24 protein-coding genes are annotated in these 19,500 nt (G+C 69.4%); 7 read left to right on the forward strand and 17 right to left on the reverse strand.

The window, feature by feature from the left end:
* Positions 1-441 precede the first annotated feature (441 nt).
* From C8D87_RS33165 to C8D87_RS45375, 3 genes are read left to right on the forward strand one after another with little or no spacing between them, the layout of a single operon-like run.
* Positions 442-1,575 carry a serine hydrolase domain-containing protein gene (locus tag C8D87_RS33165; protein ID WP_112229667.1) on the forward strand — a complete coding sequence of 378 codons (1,134 nt, stop codon included), beginning with the start codon at positions 442-444 and terminating at the stop codon, positions 1,573-1,575.
* Between the two features lie 60 nt (positions 1,576-1,635).
* Complete coding sequence (locus C8D87_RS33170) at positions 1,636-2,343, forward strand: hypothetical protein (RefSeq protein ID WP_112229668.1); 708 nt, start codon at positions 1,636-1,638, stop codon at positions 2,341-2,343.
* Between the two features lie 27 nt (positions 2,344-2,370).
* On the forward strand, positions 2,371-2,565 hold the full coding sequence (locus C8D87_RS45375) for a transposase (protein WP_146771943.1): 195 nt from the start codon (positions 2,371-2,373) through the stop codon (positions 2,563-2,565).
* On the opposite strand, the gene C8D87_RS33175 is transcribed toward C8D87_RS45375, so the two are convergent.
* From C8D87_RS33175 to C8D87_RS33200, 6 genes are all read right to left on the reverse strand, one after another.
* Positions 2,562-3,122 carry a Uma2 family endonuclease gene (locus C8D87_RS33175; protein WP_112229669.1) on the reverse strand — a complete coding sequence of 187 codons (561 nt, stop codon included), beginning with the start codon at positions 3,120-3,122 and terminating at the stop codon, positions 2,562-2,564. The two genes, C8D87_RS45375 and C8D87_RS33175, sit on opposite strands and share 4 nt — an antisense overlap.
* Positions 3,123-3,526: 404 nt before the next feature.
* Positions 3,527-4,315 (reverse strand): tryptophan synthase subunit alpha, encoded by a 789-nt coding sequence (gene trpA / locus C8D87_RS33180; RefSeq protein ID WP_170166673.1) that lies wholly within the window; start codon positions 4,313-4,315, stop codon positions 3,527-3,529.
* Positions 4,315-5,535, reverse strand: coding sequence for a tryptophan synthase subunit beta (gene trpB / locus C8D87_RS33185; protein ID WP_109633486.1), 1,221 nt, complete (start codon positions 5,533-5,535; stop codon positions 4,315-4,317). Before trpB ends, trpA begins: the two co-directional genes overlap by 1 nt.
* A gap of 35 nt (positions 5,536-5,570) precedes the next feature.
* On the reverse strand, positions 5,571-6,380 hold the full coding sequence (trpC, locus tag C8D87_RS33190) for an indole-3-glycerol phosphate synthase TrpC (protein WP_109633488.1): 810 nt from the start codon (positions 6,378-6,380) through the stop codon (positions 5,571-5,573).
* Between the two features lie 132 nt (positions 6,381-6,512).
* A complete protein-coding gene (locus C8D87_RS33195; RefSeq protein ID WP_112229670.1) occupies positions 6,513-6,914 on the reverse strand; it encodes a Trp biosynthesis-associated membrane protein in 402 nt (133 codons plus the stop codon).
* Positions 6,904-8,442: an anthranilate synthase component I gene (locus C8D87_RS33200; protein WP_109633493.1), complete on the reverse strand. Its 1,539-nt coding sequence runs from the start codon at positions 8,440-8,442 to the stop codon at positions 6,904-6,906. The genes C8D87_RS33195 and C8D87_RS33200 overlap by 11 nt, the downstream gene beginning before the upstream one ends.
* A gap of 38 nt (positions 8,443-8,480) precedes the next feature.
* On the opposite strand from C8D87_RS33200, the gene C8D87_RS33205 reads away from it, so the two are divergent.
* Positions 8,481-9,092 carry a TetR/AcrR family transcriptional regulator gene (locus C8D87_RS33205; RefSeq protein ID WP_109633495.1) on the forward strand — a complete coding sequence of 204 codons (612 nt, stop codon included), beginning with the start codon at positions 8,481-8,483 and terminating at the stop codon, positions 9,090-9,092.
* Here the strand turns inward: C8D87_RS33205 and hisI are convergent.
* The 3 genes from hisI to hisF are packed head-to-tail and all read right to left on the reverse strand — an operon-like array spanning position 9,073 to position 10,543.
* Positions 9,073-9,432: a phosphoribosyl-AMP cyclohydrolase gene (hisI, locus tag C8D87_RS33210; protein WP_109633498.1), complete on the reverse strand. Its 360-nt coding sequence runs from the start codon at positions 9,430-9,432 to the stop codon at positions 9,073-9,075. The genes C8D87_RS33205 and hisI overlap by 20 nt on opposite strands.
* The gene (locus C8D87_RS33215) at positions 9,429-9,788 is read right to left on the reverse strand and encodes a hypothetical protein (RefSeq protein ID WP_109633500.1); all 360 of its coding nucleotides are present in this window, start codon (positions 9,786-9,788) and stop codon (positions 9,429-9,431) included. The genes hisI and C8D87_RS33215 overlap by 4 nt, the downstream gene beginning before the upstream one ends.
* On the reverse strand, positions 9,785-10,543 hold the full coding sequence (gene hisF, locus C8D87_RS33220; protein WP_109633502.1) for an imidazole glycerol phosphate synthase subunit HisF: 759 nt from the start codon (positions 10,541-10,543) through the stop codon (positions 9,785-9,787). The genes C8D87_RS33215 and hisF overlap by 4 nt, the downstream gene beginning before the upstream one ends.
* A 45-nt stretch (positions 10,544-10,588) precedes the next feature.
* On the opposite strand from hisF, the gene C8D87_RS33225 reads away from it, so the two are divergent.
* Both C8D87_RS33225 and C8D87_RS33230 read left to right on the forward strand, forming a co-directional pair.
* A complete protein-coding gene (locus tag C8D87_RS33225; protein ID WP_109633504.1) occupies positions 10,589-10,972 on the forward strand; it encodes a PPOX class F420-dependent oxidoreductase in 384 nt (127 codons plus the stop codon).
* 38 nt (positions 10,973-11,010) lie between these two features.
* Positions 11,011-11,712, forward strand: a complete 702-nt coding sequence (locus tag C8D87_RS33230; RefSeq protein WP_233439285.1) for a Clp protease N-terminal domain-containing protein — start codon at positions 11,011-11,013, stop codon at positions 11,710-11,712.
* Here C8D87_RS33230 and priA read toward each other — a convergent pair.
* The 7 genes from priA to C8D87_RS33265 all read right to left on the reverse strand — a co-directional run bounded on the left by priA (position 11,678) and on the right by C8D87_RS33265 (position 17,564).
* Complete coding sequence (gene priA, locus C8D87_RS33235) at positions 11,678-12,409, reverse strand: bifunctional 1-(5-phosphoribosyl)-5-((5-phosphoribosylamino)methylideneamino)imidazole-4-carboxamide isomerase/phosphoribosylanthranilate isomerase PriA (protein WP_109633506.1); 732 nt, start codon at positions 12,407-12,409, stop codon at positions 11,678-11,680. The two genes, C8D87_RS33230 and priA, sit on opposite strands and share 35 nt — an antisense overlap.
* Entirely contained in the window at positions 12,406-13,638 is a 1,233-nt protein-coding gene (locus tag C8D87_RS33240; RefSeq protein ID WP_112229671.1) for a hypothetical protein, read from the reverse strand. The genes priA and C8D87_RS33240 overlap by 4 nt, the downstream gene beginning before the upstream one ends.
* A complete protein-coding gene (gene hisH / locus C8D87_RS33245; RefSeq protein ID WP_211337202.1) occupies positions 13,635-14,270 on the reverse strand; it encodes an imidazole glycerol phosphate synthase subunit HisH in 636 nt (211 codons plus the stop codon). Before hisH ends, C8D87_RS33240 begins: the two co-directional genes overlap by 4 nt.
* Positions 14,271-14,280: 10 nt before the next feature.
* Positions 14,281-15,093 carry a hypothetical protein gene (locus tag C8D87_RS33250; RefSeq protein ID WP_146771944.1) on the reverse strand — a complete coding sequence of 271 codons (813 nt, stop codon included), beginning with the start codon at positions 15,091-15,093 and terminating at the stop codon, positions 14,281-14,283.
* An 8-nt stretch (positions 15,094-15,101) separates the two neighbouring features.
* Positions 15,102-15,902, reverse strand: a complete 801-nt coding sequence (locus tag C8D87_RS33255; RefSeq protein WP_146771945.1) for a hypothetical protein — start codon at positions 15,900-15,902, stop codon at positions 15,102-15,104.
* 106 nt (positions 15,903-16,008) lie between these two features.
* Entirely contained in the window at positions 16,009-16,902 is an 894-nt protein-coding gene (locus tag C8D87_RS33260; RefSeq protein ID WP_109633515.1) for a transketolase family protein, read from the reverse strand.
* A complete protein-coding gene (locus C8D87_RS33265; RefSeq protein ID WP_233442423.1) occupies positions 16,902-17,564 on the reverse strand; it encodes a thiamine pyrophosphate-dependent enzyme in 663 nt (220 codons plus the stop codon). The genes C8D87_RS33260 and C8D87_RS33265 overlap by 1 nt, the downstream gene beginning before the upstream one ends.
* 55 nt (positions 17,565-17,619) lie before the next feature.
* Here C8D87_RS33265 and soxR point away from each other — a divergent pair, with 55 nt between their 5' ends.
* Positions 17,620-18,084 carry a redox-sensitive transcriptional activator SoxR gene (gene soxR, locus C8D87_RS33270; protein ID WP_112229675.1) on the forward strand — a complete coding sequence of 155 codons (465 nt, stop codon included), beginning with the start codon at positions 17,620-17,622 and terminating at the stop codon, positions 18,082-18,084.
* 361 nt (positions 18,085-18,445) lie between these two features.
* Here the strand turns inward: soxR and C8D87_RS33275 are convergent, their stop codons facing one another.
* Positions 18,446-19,285: an alpha/beta fold hydrolase gene (locus tag C8D87_RS33275; RefSeq protein ID WP_112229676.1), complete on the reverse strand. Its 840-nt coding sequence runs from the start codon at positions 19,283-19,285 to the stop codon at positions 18,446-18,448.
* Positions 19,286-19,500 lie beyond the last annotated feature (215 nt).

Here is a 19,500-nt window from a genome sequence, read left to right on the forward strand (position 1 = left end):
AACGCCTGCCACTGCTCATCAGTCAGCTCATGCCTGCGCACCACGGCACAAGATCAAAGCACGTCAGACGAACCAGCTTTGAGGACGGGCCCTAGGGCCCGTCCTCAAAGCCAGAGGTGAGGGTGGCCAGGTCGATCATGGCTTGGCAGGACAGCGCGGTCTTGTCGTAGCGGGCCCTGGTTGAACAAAGGCCCAGGTCACGCCAACCGTGTCGATGAGGCACACCTCGGCCAGGTCGTCGGCCGCGTGGGCCTGGCCTTGATTGCAGGAGTTCTACGCATCGAATCCCCCAAGATGTCGACTGAGGACAGTCTGGTCAGGGAGACCCGGTGGCCACACCGCCGGCGGAGGGAACGGCCGACGACGGTCGGGCTGGCCCTACCGTCGAAGCGCCGGGAAGCTCCATGGTTCCGAAGATCAATAGCCGACAGGCTCATCGGCATGAGAACAGCAGTTGTCGCCATCATCGCCGCCGCCGCAGCCGCCATCAGCGCGGTGCCGGCTGGTGCGGCCGCCTCGACGCTCCCGCCGCCCAACGACGCCGCGCTTCAGGCCTCGATCAGCGGACTGCCCGATCGGGACACGACCGGGGCGCTGGTCCGGATCACCGGGTCCGCGGGTGCCTGGTCCGGGACCTCCGGGGTGTCCGACGTCCGCACCAACGCGCCGGTGCGGGAGCGGGGGCGCTTCCGGGTCGGCAGCATCACGAAGGTCTTCACCGCCGTGATGGTCTTGCAGCTGGCCCAGGAGCGGCGGATCGACCTCGACGAGCCCGTGCAGCGGTACCTGCCTGGCGTTTTGCCCGCCGACTACCCGCCGGTTCCCGTGTACACGCTGCTCGACCACACGTCCGGGTTGCCGTCGGTGGACATCCCCGGGCTGACCGATCCGCAGTGGGTCCTCGACCACCGCTTCGACCACTGGAGCCCGCGGCAGGTGCTGGACACCGCCCTGCGGCACCCGATCGACTTCCAGCCCGGCAGCGCGCAGAAGTACGCGAACACCTCCTACGTCACGGCCGGCATGATCGTCGAGAAGGTGACGGGACGTTCCTACGCGCGGAACCTGCGCGAACGGATCACCGGTCCGCTCGGTCTGTGTCACACCTCGTTCCCGGAGGACGACCCGAGTCTGCCCAACGCGGCTGCTCGCGGGTACCTCGACGTGGACGGGAAACTCGTCGACGTGACCGAGATGAACCAGTCGATCCCGGGCACCGCGGGCGCGATCATCTCCACCGCCGAGGACCTGGACGGGTTCATCACCGGCCTGTTCCGCGGTCGCCTGCTGAGCCAGGAGATGATGACGAGGCTCTTCACCGTGCCGGACGTGCAGACTTCCGACGGCAGCGGCCCCGCCCTCTACAGCCAGGGCCTGATGAGGGTCACGATGAACGGCGTCGAGGTGTGGGGGAAGACCGGCAGCCGGCACGGGTACTCGAGCGGTGTGTTCGCGACGCGCGGCATGGAGCGGAAGTTGACGTACTCGGTGAACCCCACGGTGAAGTCGCCGGACGGTCAGCCTCTGATCGTGCGGAAGATCGCCGCAGCTGCGCTGACTCGGACCGTGGTCTGAGGCGCAACGCCGGACCGCGGGCCGATCCCCGGCGGCGTTCGCGCTGGCGGCGTTGCCGGTATGACGTACAGGTTTCCGAACGGGTGGGTTGGTGGCGCGGCGCTGGTCCTCGGGCCGGCGCTGCTCCTGTCGGCCACGCTGTTGCGGTCGCCGTTCAACTTCTTCTTCCCGGACCAGCTGCGGGCGGTGGCCGAGCACCCGGAGTTGATGCGGGCGGCCTACACGGCGTTCCTGGCCGGGAACGTCGTGATGTGGGCCGCGGTGGCCTGTCTCGTGCAGCGGATCGGGCGGGAACGGCCGCGGTGGGCCGCTTGGGGCGGGATGCTCGTGACCGTCGGGGTGTTCGAGCGGACGTTTCACGCCGGCGTGGACCACGCGGCGTTCTCGGCCACGAAGCACCTGGGGGTCGAAGGAGCCACGGAACTGGTGGCGCAGGGGTACGGCGACCTGCACCTGTTCAGCTTCCTGTCCTTCACGATCATGTTCGGGTGGTTCGTGCTCGTCATCGGCGCGTACCGGAGCGGGGTGCTCGGGCCGGTCAGGGCGGTGGGGCTGGCGGCCATGGGGTTGTTGCCGCTCGGGGTGCTGAAGGGGACCGAGGTCCTGTCGATCGTCGGGACCGCCGGGCTGTGCGTGGCGTTGGTGCCGTTGGGGATTCGAGTTCTCTCGCAGCAACCGAAACCCACCAGGCGGAACGTGCTCACGGCGGTGCCGGTGGCGGTCGGGTTAGGAAGTGTCCTCAAAGCTGATGTGGCTGGCCTGGTTTGATCTTGGGTTGTGGTGCGCAGGCATGGGTTGACCGATGAGCAGTGGCGTGCGGTGGAACCGTTGTTGCCCCCGTCAGGGGCCAACGGCGTCCACCACGTCTCACGGCTGATGGGACGGGAGGTCTACCACCCGGCCGGTGACGCCGCCGCTGCCCGTGACGCGATGTTCGCCTCGTGGACAACGGCCGACCTGCACGAACGGCTGGAGTGGTTGTACGGCTAGAACTTGACGGTGGCGGGGAAGGGTCGCTCGATCTCCAGGACGCCGTTCTCGCTCTGCGCGATCTCGACGTACTCGGTGCCCTGGAGTTCGAGCAGTGTCGCCTCCACGACCTTCGGCTCGGGATCGACCGTCATGTAGTACTTCACACCGGCCTGGGCGTACAGCTCGCGCTTCAGACCGAGGTCGTTCAGTCGCGTGGTCTTCGAGAGCACCTCACCGACGAGGACCACGTCCGAGACCGGGAACATGACGCCGGCTTCTCGTGGGTTCACGACCGTGAAGTCCGGGATCAGAAGACGCCCGCTGGAGAGCAGGACGTTCAGCTCGACCGTCGCCTGGAGGTACTCCGGGCAGGCGCGTAGCAACGCGGCGTAGGCGCTGCCCACCACCAGCTGATGACGGTAAGACCCCAGCGGACTCACGAGAAGCATCCCGTCAACGAGTTCAACGCGTTGACTGTTGTCCTCCGGCAAGGACAGGACGTCGTCGAGCGACCACGGGCCCACGTGCCTCGGCAGCAGGTAAGCAGCTGGTGCCGCTTCAGCTGGAGCCGCCACTGGGCATCACCTCCGAAACCGCTCGACGAGTACCAGTGTGGCACGCCGGGCGGATGACTGGCTTGTGCATAGCGCCACGATCGCAGGTCAGACCGACAGCCAAGGGGGGTTTTGACCGTGACCGACCTGAGGTTCACTCGATCAGGTGTTCGAATCCGTGTCATGCTGTTGGAGGTACTCCAAGGACTCTGAAAGGAGGCACGTCTCCCTACAACTGCATACCCGCCATCCCGACAACCACTCGATGACGGGCACTCGGTTCAACACCGTTAAAGCTCTACCGCGCCACCCGGCAACCTGAGGTGAAGCCGTCGCTGCAGAGTCGGCTTCACCGGCACACAAAGCAAAACCGCCCGGCCCGAAGGCCGAGCGGTCTCACAGAGAGGAGCCACGAGGAAGGGAGCTCAGACGGCAGCAGGAGCCGAACGCACACCCTTGGCAAGATCAGCGGCCAGCGCACGCACCGCACCATCACCCTCGGCCGCCGCCGACACGAACGCCGAACCGACGATCACGCCGTCCGCGAACCCCGCGATCTCGGCGGCCTGTGCACCGGACCGCACGCCCAGACCGACACCGACCGGGATCGAGGTGTGCTCACGGACCCGCGCGACGAGCTCGGGAGCGGTGGACGCCACCACGTCACGGGCACCGGTGACGCCCATGACCGCGGTGGCGTACAGGAAGCCGGAGGAGGCACGCGCGGTCATCGCGATGCGCTCCTCGGTCGACGACGGCGCGACGAGGAACGTCCGGTCCAGGCCGTGCGCCTCGGAAGCCGCCATCCAGTCGTCGGCCTCGTCCGGCACGAGGTCCGGCGTGATCATGCCCAGGCCACCCGCGGCCGCGAGGTCGCGCGCGAACGCGTCCACGCCGTAGCGCAGCACGGGGTTCCAGTACGTCATCACGACCGCACGCCCGCCGGCGTCGGCGACGGAGGCCACCACGTCGAACAGGTCCCGCACGCGGAAGCCCGCGGACAACGCCTGCTCGGCCGCGGCCTGGATCGTCGGGCCGTCCATCACGGGATCGGAGAACGGCAGACCGACCTCGACGAGGTCGCAGCCCGACTCGATCATCGAACGGAGGTGGTCCTTGGAGCCGGAGACCGACGGGTAACCCGCGGGCAGGTAGCCGATCAGAGCGGCCCGCGATTCGGCGCGCGCCGTGGCGAAAACGTCTGCCAGTGACATCAGGCCTGTCCCCCGTCCGCGAGGCCGAAGTACTCCACGGCCGTGTCCATGTCCTTGTCGCCACGACCGGAGAGGTTCACGACCAGCAGGCCGTCCGGGCCGAGCGACGGGCCGAGCTTCAGCGCGCCCGCGAGCGCGTGCGAGGACTCGATCGCCGGGATGATGCCCTCGGTGCGGGACAGCAGCGCGAACGCCTCCATGGCTTCCGCGTCGGTCACCGCGAAGTACTCGGCGCGGCCGATGTCCTTGAGGTGCGAGTGCTCGGGGCCGACGCCGGGGTAGTCGAGGCCGGCGGAGATCGAGTGCGCCTCGGTGATCTGGCCGTCCTCGTCCTGCATGACGTACGACATCGCGCCGTGCAGCGAACCGGGCGTGCCGACGGTCAGCGTCGCGCCGTGGCGGCCGCTGTCCAGCCCGGAACCACCGGGCTCGACACCGACCAGCCGCACGTCGGCGTCGTCGATGAAGCCGTGGAAGATGCCGATCGCGTTCGACCCGCCACCGACGCACGCGACGACCGCGTCGGGCAGCCGGCCCGCCTTCTCCAGGATCTGCTCGCGCGCCTCGATGCCGATGACCCGGTGGAAGTCGCGGACCAGCAGCGGGAACGGGTGCGGCCCGGCGGCCGTGCCGAGCAGGTAGTGCGTGTCGTCGACGTTGGTGACCCAGTCGCGCAACGCCTCGTTGATCGCGTCCTTCAGCGTCCGCGAGCCGGACTTCACCGGGATGACCTCGGCGCCGAGCAGCCGCATGCGGGCGACGTTCAGCGCCTGCCGCTCGGTGTCGACCTCACCCATGTAGACGACGCAGTCGAGGCCGAGCAGCGCGCAGGCCGTCGCCGTCGCGACGCCGTGCTGACCGGCGCCAGTTTCGGCGATCACGCGCTTCTTGCCCATGCGCTTGGTCAGCAGCGCCTGGCCGAGCACGTTGTTGATCTTGTGTGAGCCGGTGTGGTTCAGGTCCTCGCGCTTGAGGAACACGCGCGTCCCGGCGTGCTCCGCGAACTTCGGCGCCTCCGTCAGCAGCGACGGGCGGCCCGCGAAGTCCTTCAGCAGGCGCTTGAACTCGTTCACGAACTCGGGGTCGATGCGAGCCTTGTCGTACTCGGCGGCCAGCTCGTCCACCGCCGCGATCAGGGCCTCCGGGACGAACCGGCCACCCCACGGGCCGAAGTGGCCACGTGCGTCGGGATCGTGCGGCGTGGGCGTGAACTGGCCCATCGGGTAGCTCCTCTAGCGCAGTTGTCGACCGTGTCTCATCGACTGGGTCGCGGGCACGCGGGGTGCGAGCCTGCGGTCACGAGCTTGTTCACGGCGGCCTTGGGGTCGCCGCTGGTCACGAGGCTTTCACCGACGAGCACCGCGTCAGCGCCCGCCCCCGCGTACGACATCAGGTCGCCGGGCCCGGTCACGCCCGACTCCGCGATCTTGATCGTCTCGAAGGGTAGTCCGGGAGCGATCCTGCCGAAAACGTCTTTGTCGACCTCCAGCGTGTGGAGGTTGCGCGCGTTCACCCCGATGACCGTCGCACCGGCTTCGAGAGCGCGGTCGGCCTCCTCGGCGGTGTGCACCTCGACGAGCGCCGTCATGCCGAGCGACTCGACCCGGTCGAGCAGCGACACCAGAGCGTTCTGCTCCAGCGCCGCCACGATCAGCAGCACGAGGTCTGCGCCGTGCATCCGCGCCTCGTGCACCTGGTACGGCGAGACGATGAAGTCCTTGCGCAGCAGGGGGATCCGCACCGCGCGCCGGACGGCGTCGAGATCGGCGAGGGACCCGCCGAACCGGCGCTGCTCGGTCAGCACGCTGATGACCGCCGCGCCACCCGCCTCGTAGGCGGACGCGAGCTCGGCCGGCTCCGGGATCTCCGCCAGCGCGCCCTTGGAGGGGCTGCGGCGCTTGACCTCGGCGATGACACCCACGTTCGGCCCGCGCAGCACAGACATCACGTCGAGCGGCGGGGCTGCCTTGGCCGCGCGCTCCTTGACGACGTCGAAGGACAACTTGGCCTCGCGAGCGGCGAGATCCTCACGCACACCTTCGAGGATCGACTCGAGAACCGTCACAGTCTTGCTCCCCTTCCCGCTATGGGGATGCTAACCCCGGCGGAGTAACGCCCCAGCCACCGGGGGTTCAGTGTCCACGCAGCTAGCCGTGGTTGTGCGCGTGTCACATGCGCGAACGCGGATGGATGATCTTCACTCGTTCGAGGAAGGCCCGCCGGGCGCCTTATCGTCGGTCGGATCATCTCCACGCTCCAGTGCGCGCCACATGTCCGTCTCGGGATCCTGTGCGCGGGTCTTCTGCCCGCCCACACCGATCTTCGGCATGCGGGCCCCGAGCGCTACCTGAAGCACGCCGGAACCCACCACGAGCACGCCGCCGGCGATCGCGAGCCAGTGCCCGTTGAACGCCGCGGCGACACCCACGACGACCAGCAGCGCACCGAGGATCCGGCGCCCGAGACCGCTGAGCGCCACGGCCGCCGCGACGGAGGCGAGGCTCAGCAGCGCCAGAGGCACGGAACCCGCACCCCAGAAGGCACCGGCCGCGCCCACCAGCAGGAGCGCGGCGATCCACAGTGGACGGCTACCGGTCAACGGCGGGGGCCATCGTCTGGGCGGTGGCGATCGCGGCCAGCACCGCGCCCGCCTTGTTCAGGCACTCGTTGTCCTCGGCCAGCGGGTCCGAGTCCGCCACGATGCCGCCACCGGCCTGCACGTAGGCCACCCCACCGCGCACGAGAGCGGTCCGGATGGCGATGGCGGTGTCGGCGTCCCCGGCGAAGTCGAAGTAGCCCACGACGCCGCCGTAGAGGCCGCGACGGGTCGGCTCCAGCTCCTCGATGAGCTCCATCGCGCGCGGCTTGGGCGCACCGGACAGCGTGCCGGCCGGGAAGCAGGCGGCGACCGCGTCGTAGGCCGTCTTGCCCTCGGCCAGCTCGCCGGTCACGGTCGACACGATGTGCATGACGTGGCTGTACCGCTCGACCTTGAAGAAGTCGACGACGTGCACGGAACCCGGCTTGCAGACGCGGCCCAGGTCGTTGCGGCCGAGGTCGACGAGCATCAGGTGCTCGGCGCGCTCCTTGTGGTCGGCGAGGAGGTCCTTCTCGAGCAGGGCGTCCTCCTCCGGGTCCTCGCTGCGCCAGCGGGTGCCCGCGATGGGGTGCGTGGTCGCCTTGCCGTCGCGCACCGTGACCAGCGACTCGGGGCTGGAGCCCACGATGTCGAAGCCTTCGAGGCGCAGCAGGTACATGTACGGGCTGGGGTTGGTCGCGCGCAGCACCCGGTAGATGTCGAGCGCGTCGGCGTCCGTCTCGATCTCGAACCGCTGCGACACGACGACCTGGAACGCCTCGCCTGCCCGGATGGCCTCCTTGGCCTTCTCCACCGCCGCGAAGTGCTCCGCCTGCGAACGACGGCGGCGGAACTGCGGCTTCGGCCGCGAGAACACCGCGGCGGTCGGCGGCGCGGGCGTGTGCAGCGCGACCGTCATCTCGTCGAGGCGACGCACCGCGTCGTCGTACGCGGCGTCGACGCGCTCGGGTGAGTCGTCCCAGTTGATCGCGTTGGCGATGAGCGTGACGCTGCCCTCGTGGTGGTCGAGCGCGGCCAGGTCGGTCGCGAGCAGCATGACCAGCTCGGGGATCTTCAGGTCGTCCTCGGCGATGACCGGCAGCCGCTCCAGCCGCCGCACCGCGTCGTAGCCGATGTAGCCGACCATGCCACCGGTCAGCGGGGGCAGGCCGGGCAACGGGTCCGTGCGCAGCACCTCGACGGTCTCGCGCAGGGCCTGCAACGGGTCGCCACCGTCCGGCAGGCCGACGGGCCGCGTACCCGTCCAGTAGGCCTCACCACCGGTCGCCGTGAGCGCCGCCGAGGACCGCACGCCGATGAACGACCATCGCGACCAAGAGCGCCCGTTCTCCGCCGACTCGAAGAGGAACGTGCCTGGCCGGTCCGCCGCCAGCTTGCGGTACAGACCGACAGGAGTCTCCGCGTCCGCCAGCAGCCTGCGCACCACCGGGATGACCCGGCGGTTCACCGCCAGTTCGCGGAACTCCTCACGCGTTGGGCTCACGGCCCCCAGACCAGCGGCGGCCACAGCCCCGATGACGCTCACCATGCCCGCAATTGTTGCATAAATTCAACATCTGTTGAACTATGGCCCGTGTGGAGCAAGTCAACCAGAAACGGCGTGGCCGCCGCGCCGCGGGCGAGGACACCAGGGCCGCGCTGCTCGCGGCGGCGCGCGAGACGTTCGTCGAGAAGGGCTACGACGGCGCGACGGTCCGCGCGATCGCGGCCAAGGCGGGCGTCGACGCCGCCATGGTCAACCACTGGTTCGGCGGCAAGGAGGGCCTGTTCGCCCAGTCCGTGCTGCAGCTCCCGTTCGATCCGGGCGAGATCCTCAAACGTCTCCTGGACGGCCCCGTCGAAGAGGCCGGCGAGCGCATCATCCGCACCTTCGTCACCGTCTGGGACGCGACCGGCGGCGGCACCTTCGCGGCGCTCATCCGCAGCGTCACCAGTCAGCAGGAGGTCGCGAACGCGCTGAGGTCGTTCTTCATCAACGCGATCTTCAAGAACCTGCTGACGGAGATCGGGGCCGAGCAACGCGACCTGCGCGCGACCCTCTGCGCCACTCAGATGGTCGGGCTCGGCATCGTCCGGTACGTCGTCCACTTCGAACCGCTGGCGTCGGTCGACATCGACACCGTGGTCAGGGCCATCGCCCCGAACCTGCAGCGCTACCTCACGGGAGATCTGGACTAGCGAGCAGCACCGTCGCGTCGAAGCACGTGCGGTCGCCCGTGTGGCACGCGGCGCCCACCTGGTCGACGACCAGCAGCAGCGTGTCGCCGTCGCAGTCGAGCCGCACCTCGTGCACGTACTGCGTGTGGCCGGACGTCTCACCCTTCACCCACAGCTGCTGACGGCTGCGCGAGTAGTAAGTGGCGCGGCGGGTGGTCAACGTGCGGTGCAGCGCCTCGTCGTCCATCCACGCCACCATGAGCACCTCGCCGGTGCCGCGCTGCTGGGCGACCGCGCAGACCAGGCCGTCGGGCGTGCGCTTGAGCCTGGCCGACAGGGCGGGATCGAGCGGGCTGCTCAACGGGGACCTCCCAGGTGTTCGCGAGCCGGTCCGGTGTTGAGCAGGACCACTCCGTAGATGTGCACGACGGACAGCACGCCGGACGCGACGCGGGCCCACGCCGGCCCGTCGGCCAGCACGATCACCAGATGCAGCAGCGCGACGAGGATGAGCACGACCATCGCCGGGTAGTGCATGAACCGCAGCCGCAGCAGCAACGCCGCCGCCACCGGGAGTTCGACGAGCGCGATGAACGACGGGAGCTTGAGCACGTCCGCGTCACCGGTCGAGCGCCAGAGGATGAGGCCCACCACGAAGAACACCAGTGCCCCGCCGAACGCGACCGTCGAGGCCACCCGCACCTCGACCGGTGTCATCGCACCACGACGCCGGCCGCGCGCAGGCCGTCCTTGACCTCACCGATGCGGAGCTGCCCGAAGTGGAACACGCTCGCCGCGAGCACGGCGTCCGCACCGGCGGCGACGGCGGGCGGGAAGTGGTCGATCGCACCGGCGCCACCGCTGGCGATCAGCGGCACGTCGACCTCCCGCCGCACCAGCTCGATGAGCTCCAGGTCGAACCCGGCCTTGGTGCCGTCGGCGTCCATCGAGTTCAGCAGGATCTCGCCGACGCCCAGTTCCTGACCGCGAGCGGCCCACTCCACCGCGTCGATGCCGGTGCCGTTGCGCCCGCCGTGGGTGGTGACCTCGAACCCGGTGCCGCCGGGCACGCGCCGCGCGTCGACCGACAGCACGATGCACTGCGCGCCGTAGCGCTCCGAGCACTCGCGCAGCAGTTCGGGACGGGCGATCGCGGCGGTGTTGAGGCTGACCTTGTCCGCTCCCGCGCGCAGCAGCTTGTTCACGTCCTCCGGGCTGCGCACGCCGCCGCCGACGGTGAGCGGGATGAACACCTGCTCCGCCGTGCGCCGGACCACGTCGTACGTCGTCTCGCGGTCGCCGCTCGATGCCGTCACGTCGAGGAACGTCAGCTCGTCGGCGCCCTCGGCGTCGTACGCCCTGGCCAGTTCGACGGGGTCGCCCGCGTCGACGAGGTTGGTGAAGTTGACGCCCTTCACCACCCGGCCCCGGTCGACGTCGAGACAGGGGATCACGCGGACAGCCACTGACATGCGCGAAAGCCTACAAGGGGCGGTGGAGGACTACGCTGCGGCGCCATGATCACCGAACTGGGCCGCGGCGAGTACCTGCTGCTGACGACGTTCCGCAAGGACGGCACTCCAGTGCCCACGCCGGTCTGGGTCGCCCCTGGTGACGCCGACGACGTGATCTACGCGTGGAGCGCCAAGGAGACCGGCAAGGTCAAGCGGATCCGGCGCAGCGGTGACGTCGAGATCGGCGCGTGCGACTTCCGCGGCAACCCGAAGGGCGAGTCGGTCAAGGCGCGCGCGAGGCTGCTCGACGACGACGCCAGCGACGACGTCCGTGCGCGCATCGTCAGGAAGTACGGCTTCATGGGCTGGCTGACCATGACCGGCAGCAAGCTGCGCCGGGGCAGGACGGGCACGATCGGCATCGAGATCACCCCGGCGTCAACCTGAGGTTGACCGGGCACTCGGCGTCAACCTAGAGTTGACGCGTGATCCAGTTGACCGACCTCATCGTCAGGGTCGCTCAAGAAGCCGACGACGCCCTCCTGCGCCTCGCGAAGGCCGTGGAGATGAGCGGCCAGCTGAACGAGCTCGGCGACCACCTCATCGGCCATTTCGTCGACGAGGCCCGTCGCGGCGGCGCGAGCTGGGCGGAGATCGGCGAGAGCCTCGGCGTCACGAAGCAGGCCGCGCAGAAGCGGTTCGTGCCCAAGGAGTCGCCGGAGCTGTCCAAGCCGTCGATGGAGCGCTACACCCAGCGGTCGCGGCGGGTCATCGCGCTGGCGCGGCACCACGCGCGGTTCAGCGAGCGCATCGGCACCGAGCACCTGCTGCTCGGCCTGCTCGACGAGTCGGGCGGGCTCGCGGCCAAGACCATCGCGAAGCTGGAGTCCGGCGACGGCAGCACCCGCATCGCCGTGCTGCACCGGCTCGACAACGAGGCCAAGCAGCGCCCGGAGAAGCAGCCGTACTCGACGCACTGCAAGAAGTCGCTGGAACTGGCCGTCCGCGAAGCACTGCGGATGGGCCACATGTTCATCGGCACCGAGCACATCCTGCTCGGCGTGCTGCTCGAGGAGGGCGGGACCGCGGCCGACGTGCTGCACTCCACCGGAGTCACGCACGCGGCCGCGGCCGCTCACATCGAAAGTGTCGTCAGCGGATCGCGGCAAGCGCTTCCGGGAGCGTGAAAGCACCGGCGTACAAGGCCTTGCCGATGATCGAGCCCTCCACGCCGTCGCGGGAGAGCTTCGCCAGCGCGACCAGGTCGTCCACAGTGGACACACCGCCGGACGCGATCACCGGGGCGTCGGTGCGGGCGCAGACCTCGCTCAGCAGCTCCAGGTTCGGCCCCGTCAGCGTGCCGTCCTTCGACACGTCCGTCACGACGTAACGGGCGCAGCCGTCGCGGTCGAGCCGGTCGAGGACCTCCCAGAGGTCACCGCCGTCGGAGGTCCAGCCACGGCCCTTGACCCGGTGGCCCTGCTCGGTGATGCGGACATCGAGGCCCACCGCGATCTTCTCGCCGTACGCCGCGATGGCCTTCGCGCACCACTCCGGGTCTTCCAGGGCTGCCGTGCCCAGGTTGACGCGGGCGCAACCGGTGGCCAGCGCGGCCTCCAGCGACGCGTCGTCGCGGATGCCGCCGGACAGCTCCACCTTCACGTCGAGCTCGCCGACGACGCGGGCGATCAGGTCGCGGTTCGAGCCGCGGCCGAACGCGGCGTCCAGGTCGACGAGATGGATCCACTCCGCTCCGTCGCGCTGCCACTGCAACGCCGCGTCCAGCGGCTCGCCGTAGTTCGTCTCGGTACCGGCTTCGCCCTGCACGAGCCTGACGGCCTTGCCATCAGCCACGTCAACAGCGGGGAGGAGTGTGAACGTCACCCGCTCAGCCTAGCGTCCCCCAGCACGAGCGCGGCCACGCGCTCCTGGGCCTCCGCGGTCCTCGCGAACGTCGCCGGAACAGGCGTGACGAGGAAGCCGACGAAGGCGGGGTACTGCTGCGCGAGCGCGAGGTGCAGGTACTGGGTGCTTTCGAGATCGGCATCGGTGCGGTCCGCGCACGGCGCCTGCGGCGATCCCTCCGTCAGGAGGAACAGCTCCTTGCCGGGAACTCGTTCCGCCAGCTTCGCCATCCTCGCCTCGAGCGCCTCGTAGCCGGCGCAGTACTCGTGGAAGCCGACCCCGTCGGCCTCCGCCGGCGCCTGGAAGGTGTCGTCGACAGCGGGGCCCGCGACGACGAACACGACCTTCTTGCCGGGGAAGCGCTTCTTGATCTGGCGCGCGGTGTCGCCGTCCCTCACCACGAAGCCGTCGACGCCGCCGAGCTGCTCCGCCTGGCTGTCCCCCACCTCGATCAGGTTGAGGTTGCTGTGACCGCGCACCGCGGCCGGGTGAGCGCCGAGGTAGCCGTAGTAGCGCAGGGAGGAGCCGGGCGACTTGCGCAGGTCGTCGGAGTTCAGCGCCTCGATCTTCAGGTCGTCGACGAGACCCGCGGTCGTGGGGCTGCCGGCGCCGAGGTAGACCCACAGCCTGCCGGTCGGGACCTCGGTGCCGAGCGCGATCCTCCGGTGCTCGCCGTTGATCGTGAGGTCGAGGGCGGAACCGGAGAGCTTCAGCGTCACGCCGAACGATCCGCGCGACTTGACCGACGAGGAGACCACCGGCTTGCCGGGTTGCGAGATCTCCACGCTTCCGTTGGCGCGCAGCACGAAGCCGAGGTCGATGTCCTGATTGGACGGGTGCCCGGTGCTGTTCGCCGAACGGGCGAGCACGATGGACGACCAGCCGTCCGCCGCCGGGGTGAGCTTCGCCGAGATCGCCGGACCGGTGGAGGGCGCGTCGAGGCGCACCGCTGTCGTGGCGCCGCGCATCGACAGCGTTCCCGGCCGCCGCGGATCGTTGACGTGCACTGATCCGCCGGCGACCCGGCTGTAGGTGACGGCGCCGGTGCCCTGGCGCTGTTTGAGGTTGTCGTTCAGGCCGTGGGTGAGCGGCGAGTGAACGGCCCCGTCGAAGTTGTCGCGGAACGGTGCCGGTGCGGCGAGTGCGCCCCCAGGCACAGCAACGGAGGCAGCCACCAGCGCGGCTACCGTCAGCAGTCGTGTGATCACGACAGGGTAGTCAACCAGTTCTTCAGCAGCTGCGCTCCGGCATCGCCGGACTTCTCCGGGTGGAACTGGGTCGCCCACAGCGGCCCGTTCTCGACGGCGGCGACGAACTCGTCACCGGCGTGGTCGGCCCACGTCACCAGCGGCGGCTTGATGTGGTCTGCGGCCTCCAGCTCCCACTTGCGCACGCCGTAGGAGTGCACGAAGTAGAACCGGGTGTCCTTGTCGAGGCCGGCGAAGAGCTGCGAGCCCTCCGGCGCGCGCACCGTGTTCCAGCCCATGTGCGGCACGATCGGCGCTTCGAGCCGCTCGACGGTGCCGGGCCACTCGCCGCAGCCCTCGGTCAGCACGCCGTGTTCGATGCCGCGCTCGAACAGGATCTGCATGCCCACGCAGATGCCGAGCACAGGACGGCCACCGGCGAGGCGCTCGCCGATGATCCGGGCGCCGCGCACGGAGTTCAGGCCCTCCATGCACGCGGCGTACGCGCCGACGCCGGGAACGACCAGGCCGTCGGCCTCGCGCGCGGCCTTCGGGTCCGCCGTCACCTCGACATGGGCGCCGACCCGCTGAAGCGCGCGCTCGGCCGAGCGCAGGTTGCCGGAGCCATAGTCAAGTACGACGACGCGTGCCACGACGACCAGGTTAGTCGGTCGGAGCCGCACCCTGCGTCACCGGTATGACCGGCAACACCGTGTTGATCGCCTTCTTCCGCACGAGCTGCCGCCTCAGCACGACCAGGGCCGTGGCCAGCAAAGCCACGAGCACGGCGCTGATGAGGTAGTAGACGACCGCCGGAATGCTGAACAGGAGCGTGGCCAACGCCGTGAGCACCATCAACGGCAGGAACGCCGCTAACGGCCACATCTGGGTGCGCGGTGGCTCCAGCGACTGCAGCACGCCGTCCGCGCGTCCCTCCTCGGTGAGCTCGGCGACCTGCGCGACCTCGGGCAGTCCCGCAGCGCGGAAGAAGTCGGGGATCGCCCGGTGTGCGTTGTGGAAGTCGCGGATGCGTTCGAGCGGGCCCTTGCGGCTGGCCGGCGGCCACAGCGCGGTGAGCTTGTCGATCGCGTCGTGCTGCCACTTCTCCTTCTCGCGCAGGTTGACGAGGCCCGCGGTCGAACGGTCGAAGAGCCTCCCGGCCGGACCCGACTGCTTGGCCTCCGCGGAGAGCGCCAGGACGGCCTCGCGCGAGCCCCACATGGTGGCGCGGCCGAGCGTCGTGGTGAAGAGGTAGAGCAGGGCCGCGGAGTCGTTCCACACGGCCAGCGCGGCGCCGCCCGCGATCTTGCGCACCCTGTTCGTCATGTAGGCGGCCTCGCTGAGCTTGGTGCCCGGCGGAGGCAGCAGCACCGTGCCGGACTGCACAGGGACGAGCGCCGCGGGGCCCACGTTGCCGCTGTGCATGGCCTTTTGCAGCTCCGCGGCGTTCAACGGGGTCCAGATCAGCATTCTCACGCGCAACATCATTCCTCGTCGGCCGCGCGGGCCCAGGCCGACATGCCAAGGATGTCGCGTTCGGGGAACGGATCGCGGCGGCGCGAGCGGTGCACGGAGAAGGCGCCGTGTGCGACGGCGAACGGCAGCGCGAGCCCGCCGAGCACGAGCATCACCAACGTGAACGCGTCCGGGAAGACCCCTTCCTCCACGAAGAAGACGAAGACCACGAGCATGGCAAGCGCTGTCCCGACCTGGAGCGCGGCGGCCTTCAGCGGGCCACCCGCGGTGAACGGCTTGCCCGGCGCTTCGGCCATGCCGTGCCGTTCGCCGAGGAGCGTTTCCCACCACTTCTTCTCGTGGTGCGGCACCGCGTCGTCGACCTCGCCACCGTCGATCTTGACCAACGCGGCGGCGTCCGCCGGGTAGCCCGCGGACTCCAGTGCGAACCGCAACGCGCCGAGGCCGTCGATCACGCCGTGTTCGCGCACGGCCTCGACCGCGTCGGTGAGCCAGCTCAAGCCGTCCGGCAGGCCTTTGGGCGGCGCCGGCTCGAAGGAGTCGTCAGGGCCGAAACGCCAGCCGCGGACCGTGCCGTCGAAGTAGACGATCCACGCGGTGCTCTCCGTCCACACCAGACCCACCCGCACACCGTTCACGATGCGCAGGTTGTCCAGCAACGTGCTGGAGGTGTGCGGATCCGGGCCGAGCACGAACGTGCCGTGCGGAACGGGCACGAGCAACCGAGGCCGGGCGAGTCGTCTGCTCAGCGCCGTCCGTGTCGACTCCGGGTCTGATGTGGTCCAGATGACCACACGCGGGGTGTGCACGATCGGGCATCTTGCCTGATCGTGCGCCCCTCCCCCTGAACTCCCCCTAAACGGCGCGAGAAGGCGCGCCGGTCCAGTCATCCCCCATGACCGCGAACATGTTTCTTCACCCCCTGAAGAAACTCCGCACAGCGCTCCCCAGACCCACCACGTCGAGGTCGTGCGCGGCGTCGTGATCCTCGGCCGTGCCGTAGTTGCGGAGCTCTGCGTGTCGTTTGACGCCTATACAACGCACACGGTGCGGGATTAGTTGCAACGCTTCGGAAATTAGATGAGATGAAGTTCCCTCGAGGTACGGCTCCACCACCATGACGTCGGCGTGGTCGGTCTCCTCCACCGCCTTGCGCAGTCCGTCCGAGTCGAACGGTCGAATCGTGGCGGCATAAAGCACCGTGACGTCGGCGTTTTCCGAGTCGACCGCCTTGAGCACACGGTCGAGCATCGGCCCGACGGCGAGCACCACACCGCGTTTTCCGTGACGTAGCGCGGTGAATCCCTCACCCACCGGATACGCCTGGCTGTTCTCGTGCAGCGAAAGCCTGACGTAGACCCGGTTGTCGTCCTTGAGCGCCTGCCGCAGCAGCGGCGTGACCTCGTCCGGATGTCCGGGCACGTGCACGGTCCAGCCGGGCAGCGTGTCGAACAACGCCACGTCGCCAGGAGACTGGTGCGTGCGCCCCCACACCGGGTCGTCGTAGGACGCGCCGATGCTGACGAACACCGCACCCACGTCCTGGTGCCCGATGTCGAGCTTGATCTGCTCGTACGGCCGCTCCACGAGGAACGGCGCGTAGCTGTGCACGACCGGCCGCAGCCCGGCCAGCGCGAGCCCGCCCGCCACGCCGACCATGGTCTGCTCGCGGATCCCGACGTCCACGACGCGTTCGTTCTCCTGCGGGAACTCGTTGCTGGAGATCACGGCCGTCACCACCGCGATCCGCGGGTCGTTCTCGATCTCCTCGTTGACCGTCTTGATGAAGGCTTGGCGCATCGTTGTCATCAGTGGCTCTTCTCGATCTTGGCGACGACCGCGTACGGGCGGTCGTGCGGCGCGGTCAGTGCGGCGAAGATGGCCTCGTGGTCACGGCCGTCGATCTCGGCGGTCTGCCAGCCCTCGACGGCGAACCTGCTCGCGATACCACCGGGCCAGCCGTACATGGCGGACTGGTTGTCGATCACGATCGCGGTGAGGTTCGCAACCCCGAGCCGTGCCGCCACCGCGATCGCCTCGTGGTTGCTGCCCTCGTCCAGCTCACCGTCGCCGACCAGCACGAACGTGCGCCCCCTGCTCTTGCCGACCCGCTGCCCGAGCGCCGTCCCGACCGCGATCGGCAGCCCGTGCCCGAGCGAGCCGCTGCTGATCTCCACACCGTTGACGAGAACCCGGTCGGGGTGCTGGCCGAGCGGGCTGTCCCACGACGTCCAGTCGTCCAAAGTGGACTCGTCGATGAAGCCCTTCTCCGCCAGCACCGCGTAGTAGGCCATCGGCCCGTGCCCCTTCGAGAGCAGGAACCGGTCGCGGTCAGGGTCGTCGACGGTGGCTGGTGTGACGTTGAGGACGCGGTCGTAGAGGACCCAGAGCACGTCGATCGTGGAGGCTGCCGCCCACTCGTGCTTCTCGTCCCCGGTCATCCTCGCGAAGAGCTCTGGTATCCGTTGCATGCCACCAACTGTTCAACCTCCACCATGCTGGAGGTCAAGCGGCTACCATGATCCCGTGAGCAAGTTGCCGGAAATGCTGACCATCGGCCAGGTGGCCGAACGCAGCGGAGTCCCCCACACAGCCCTGCGCTTCTACGAGGACAGGGGCCTGATCGCCTCCGTCCGCACCGCGGGAAACCAGCGCCGCTACCACCGCTCGGTGCTGCGCCGCCTCGCGTTCATCCGCACCGCGCAACGCGTGGGCCTGACCCTCGAGGACGTCCGCGACGCCCTCTCCCAACTCCCCGACAACCGCACCCCCACGAAGTCCGACTGGGAACGTCTCTCCCGCTCGTGGAAGTCGGAGCTCGACGCCCGCATCGACGCCCTGTACCGGCTGCGCGACCGGCTGACCGGGTGCATCGGGTGCGGCTGCCTGTCGCTGCGCAGCTGTGCACTGCAGAACATCGACGACGAGCAGGCTTCGAACGGGCCGGGGGCGCCGCGGCTCAAGCCTGTGATGGAGGGCGGCACGCTCTGACCTGCCGACGAATCCCCACCTGGCCTGCCGCCTGGGCCTCGCCAAATCTCCCGCCAAACCCCGCCGAACCTGCCGCTCGCCCCCTCCAACCCCAGCCAAACCCGGCCGAACCCGCGCTCAGCCCCTCGCAACCCCGCCAAATCCGCCGAGCCCCCACCCAATTCGCCGCCCAGCCCGCCCAGCCCGCCAAACCCGGCCGAACCCCGCCTGAACCGCCGCTGCGGCTCCGCCCGAACCCCGCCGTCCAGCCTCGCTCAACCCGGCCGCCGGGCCCAAACGCCCTGCCATACCGCGCCACTCTGCCTCGCCCGACGCCCGCCGAACCCGCCGCCGAGGCCTTGCCGAACCCCGATCCACCGCCCTAGCCCGCCGCCAGGAACTCCCGCACCGCGTTCAGGTACCCGTCGGGCTCGTCGACGTGCGCCATGTGCCCCGCCTCCTCCAGCACGACGGCGCGCGCCCGCGGGATCAGCTCCAGCGTGGGCTCGACCAGGTCGACCGGGAACGTCATGTCCAGGCGCCCGTGCAGCAGGAGCACCGGGATGTCGAGCTCGGCGATCCGTTGCGCCGCATCGGGAAGTCGCGGCGACACCAGCGTCCCGGCCAGGAACGGCGCCAACCACTGGGCGCCGAACCGTACTTCCTCCAGCCGGCGCAGGTAGCCGGGCATCGCCTCGGCGCGCCAGATGTTGGCGGGCGCCGACGCGAACGCCTCTGCTCGCGTGCGCTCCTCGGGTGCCAGGTCCTGGCGCTGCCACGGGTCTTCCTGGCGGGCCAGGATCTCGTCGCGTTCCGTCCACCCGGCGAAGGCGTCCGGCGGCAACGGCAACACGCTGCTGCCCGACAGGATCAGGCTGCGCACACGTGACGGATGGGTGATCGCGAAGCGTTGCGCCACCATGCCGCCGTAGGAGTGGCCGAGCACGTCCGCGCGCTCGACGTCGAACGCGTCCAGCACTCGCAGCAGGTCTTGCATCAGGCCGTCCGGGTGGTACTCCTCTTCCGGTACGCGGCCCGACCTTCCGCAGCCGCGCAGGTCTGGCAGCAGCAGGCGGCAGTCCAGCCGTTCCAGGGGGTCGCGCAGGAAGCTGTGGTCCCAGTCGGGGCCGCCGTGGATCGCCAGCAGCGTCCGGTCCGCGGTTCCCTCCTGCCAGGCCACGAAGATCTCCGGCTCTCCTGCCACCAGCCGGTCACGCCACATCCTTTACCTGCCGATCGTGGTTCAACATCGTCCACCCTTCCTCGATCCCAGTCCGCCCGCGCGTTCCTCATTTCTTGCGGGGCGAAGATGACCATGTTTCCGGACACCTGACAGACGGCGTCAGGTATGAAATCTGGACAAGCTTCACCCGTTGGAGTGAGGCCTGCGTGCGGCGGCCAGCGCCATCGGCGATCTGCCGACGCCCCCTGGTGCTG

This window comes from Lentzea atacamensis, from assembly GCF_003269295.1.
Lineage (GTDB): Bacteria > Actinomycetota > Actinomycetes > Mycobacteriales > Pseudonocardiaceae > Lentzea > Lentzea atacamensis.

Bases quoted from the DNA above. Each gene is read 5' to 3' on its own strand.
- trpA (WP_170166673.1), bottom strand. From the start codon at position 4,315: ATGTCACTGGCAGACGTTTTCGCCACGGCGCGCGCCGAATCGCGGGCC.
- C8D87_RS33200 (WP_109633493.1), bottom strand. From the start codon at position 8,442: ATGGTGAGCGTCATCGGGGCTGTGGCCGCCGCTGGTCTGGGGGCCGTG.
- trpB (WP_109633486.1), bottom strand. From the start codon at position 5,535: ATGGGCCAGTTCACGCCCACGCCGCACGATCCCGACGCACGTGGCCAC.
- C8D87_RS33165 (WP_112229667.1), top strand. From the start codon at position 442: ATGAGAACAGCAGTTGTCGCCATCATCGCCGCCGCCGCAGCCGCCATC.
- C8D87_RS33170 (WP_112229668.1), top strand. From the start codon at position 1,636: ATGACGTACAGGTTTCCGAACGGGTGGGTTGGTGGCGCGGCGCTGGTC.
- C8D87_RS33215 (WP_109633500.1), bottom strand. From the start codon at position 9,788: ATGACACCGGTCGAGGTGCGGGTGGCCTCGACGGTCGCGTTCGGCGGG.
- hisF (WP_109633502.1), bottom strand. From the start codon at position 10,543: ATGTCAGTGGCTGTCCGCGTGATCCCCTGTCTCGACGTCGACCGGGGC.
- C8D87_RS33275 (WP_112229676.1), bottom strand. From the start codon at position 19,285: ATGTGGCGTGACCGGCTGGTGGCAGGAGAGCCGGAGATCTTCGTGGCC.
- C8D87_RS33265 (WP_233442423.1), bottom strand. From the start codon at position 17,564: ATGCAACGGATACCAGAGCTCTTCGCGAGGATGACCGGGGACGAGAAG.
- C8D87_RS33225 (WP_109633504.1), top strand. From the start codon at position 10,589: ATGATCACCGAACTGGGCCGCGGCGAGTACCTGCTGCTGACGACGTTC.
- C8D87_RS33205 (WP_109633495.1), top strand. From the start codon at position 8,481: ATGGCCCGTGTGGAGCAAGTCAACCAGAAACGGCGTGGCCGCCGCGCC.
- C8D87_RS33260 (WP_109633515.1), bottom strand. From the start codon at position 16,902: ATGACAACGATGCGCCAAGCCTTCATCAAGACGGTCAACGAGGAGATC.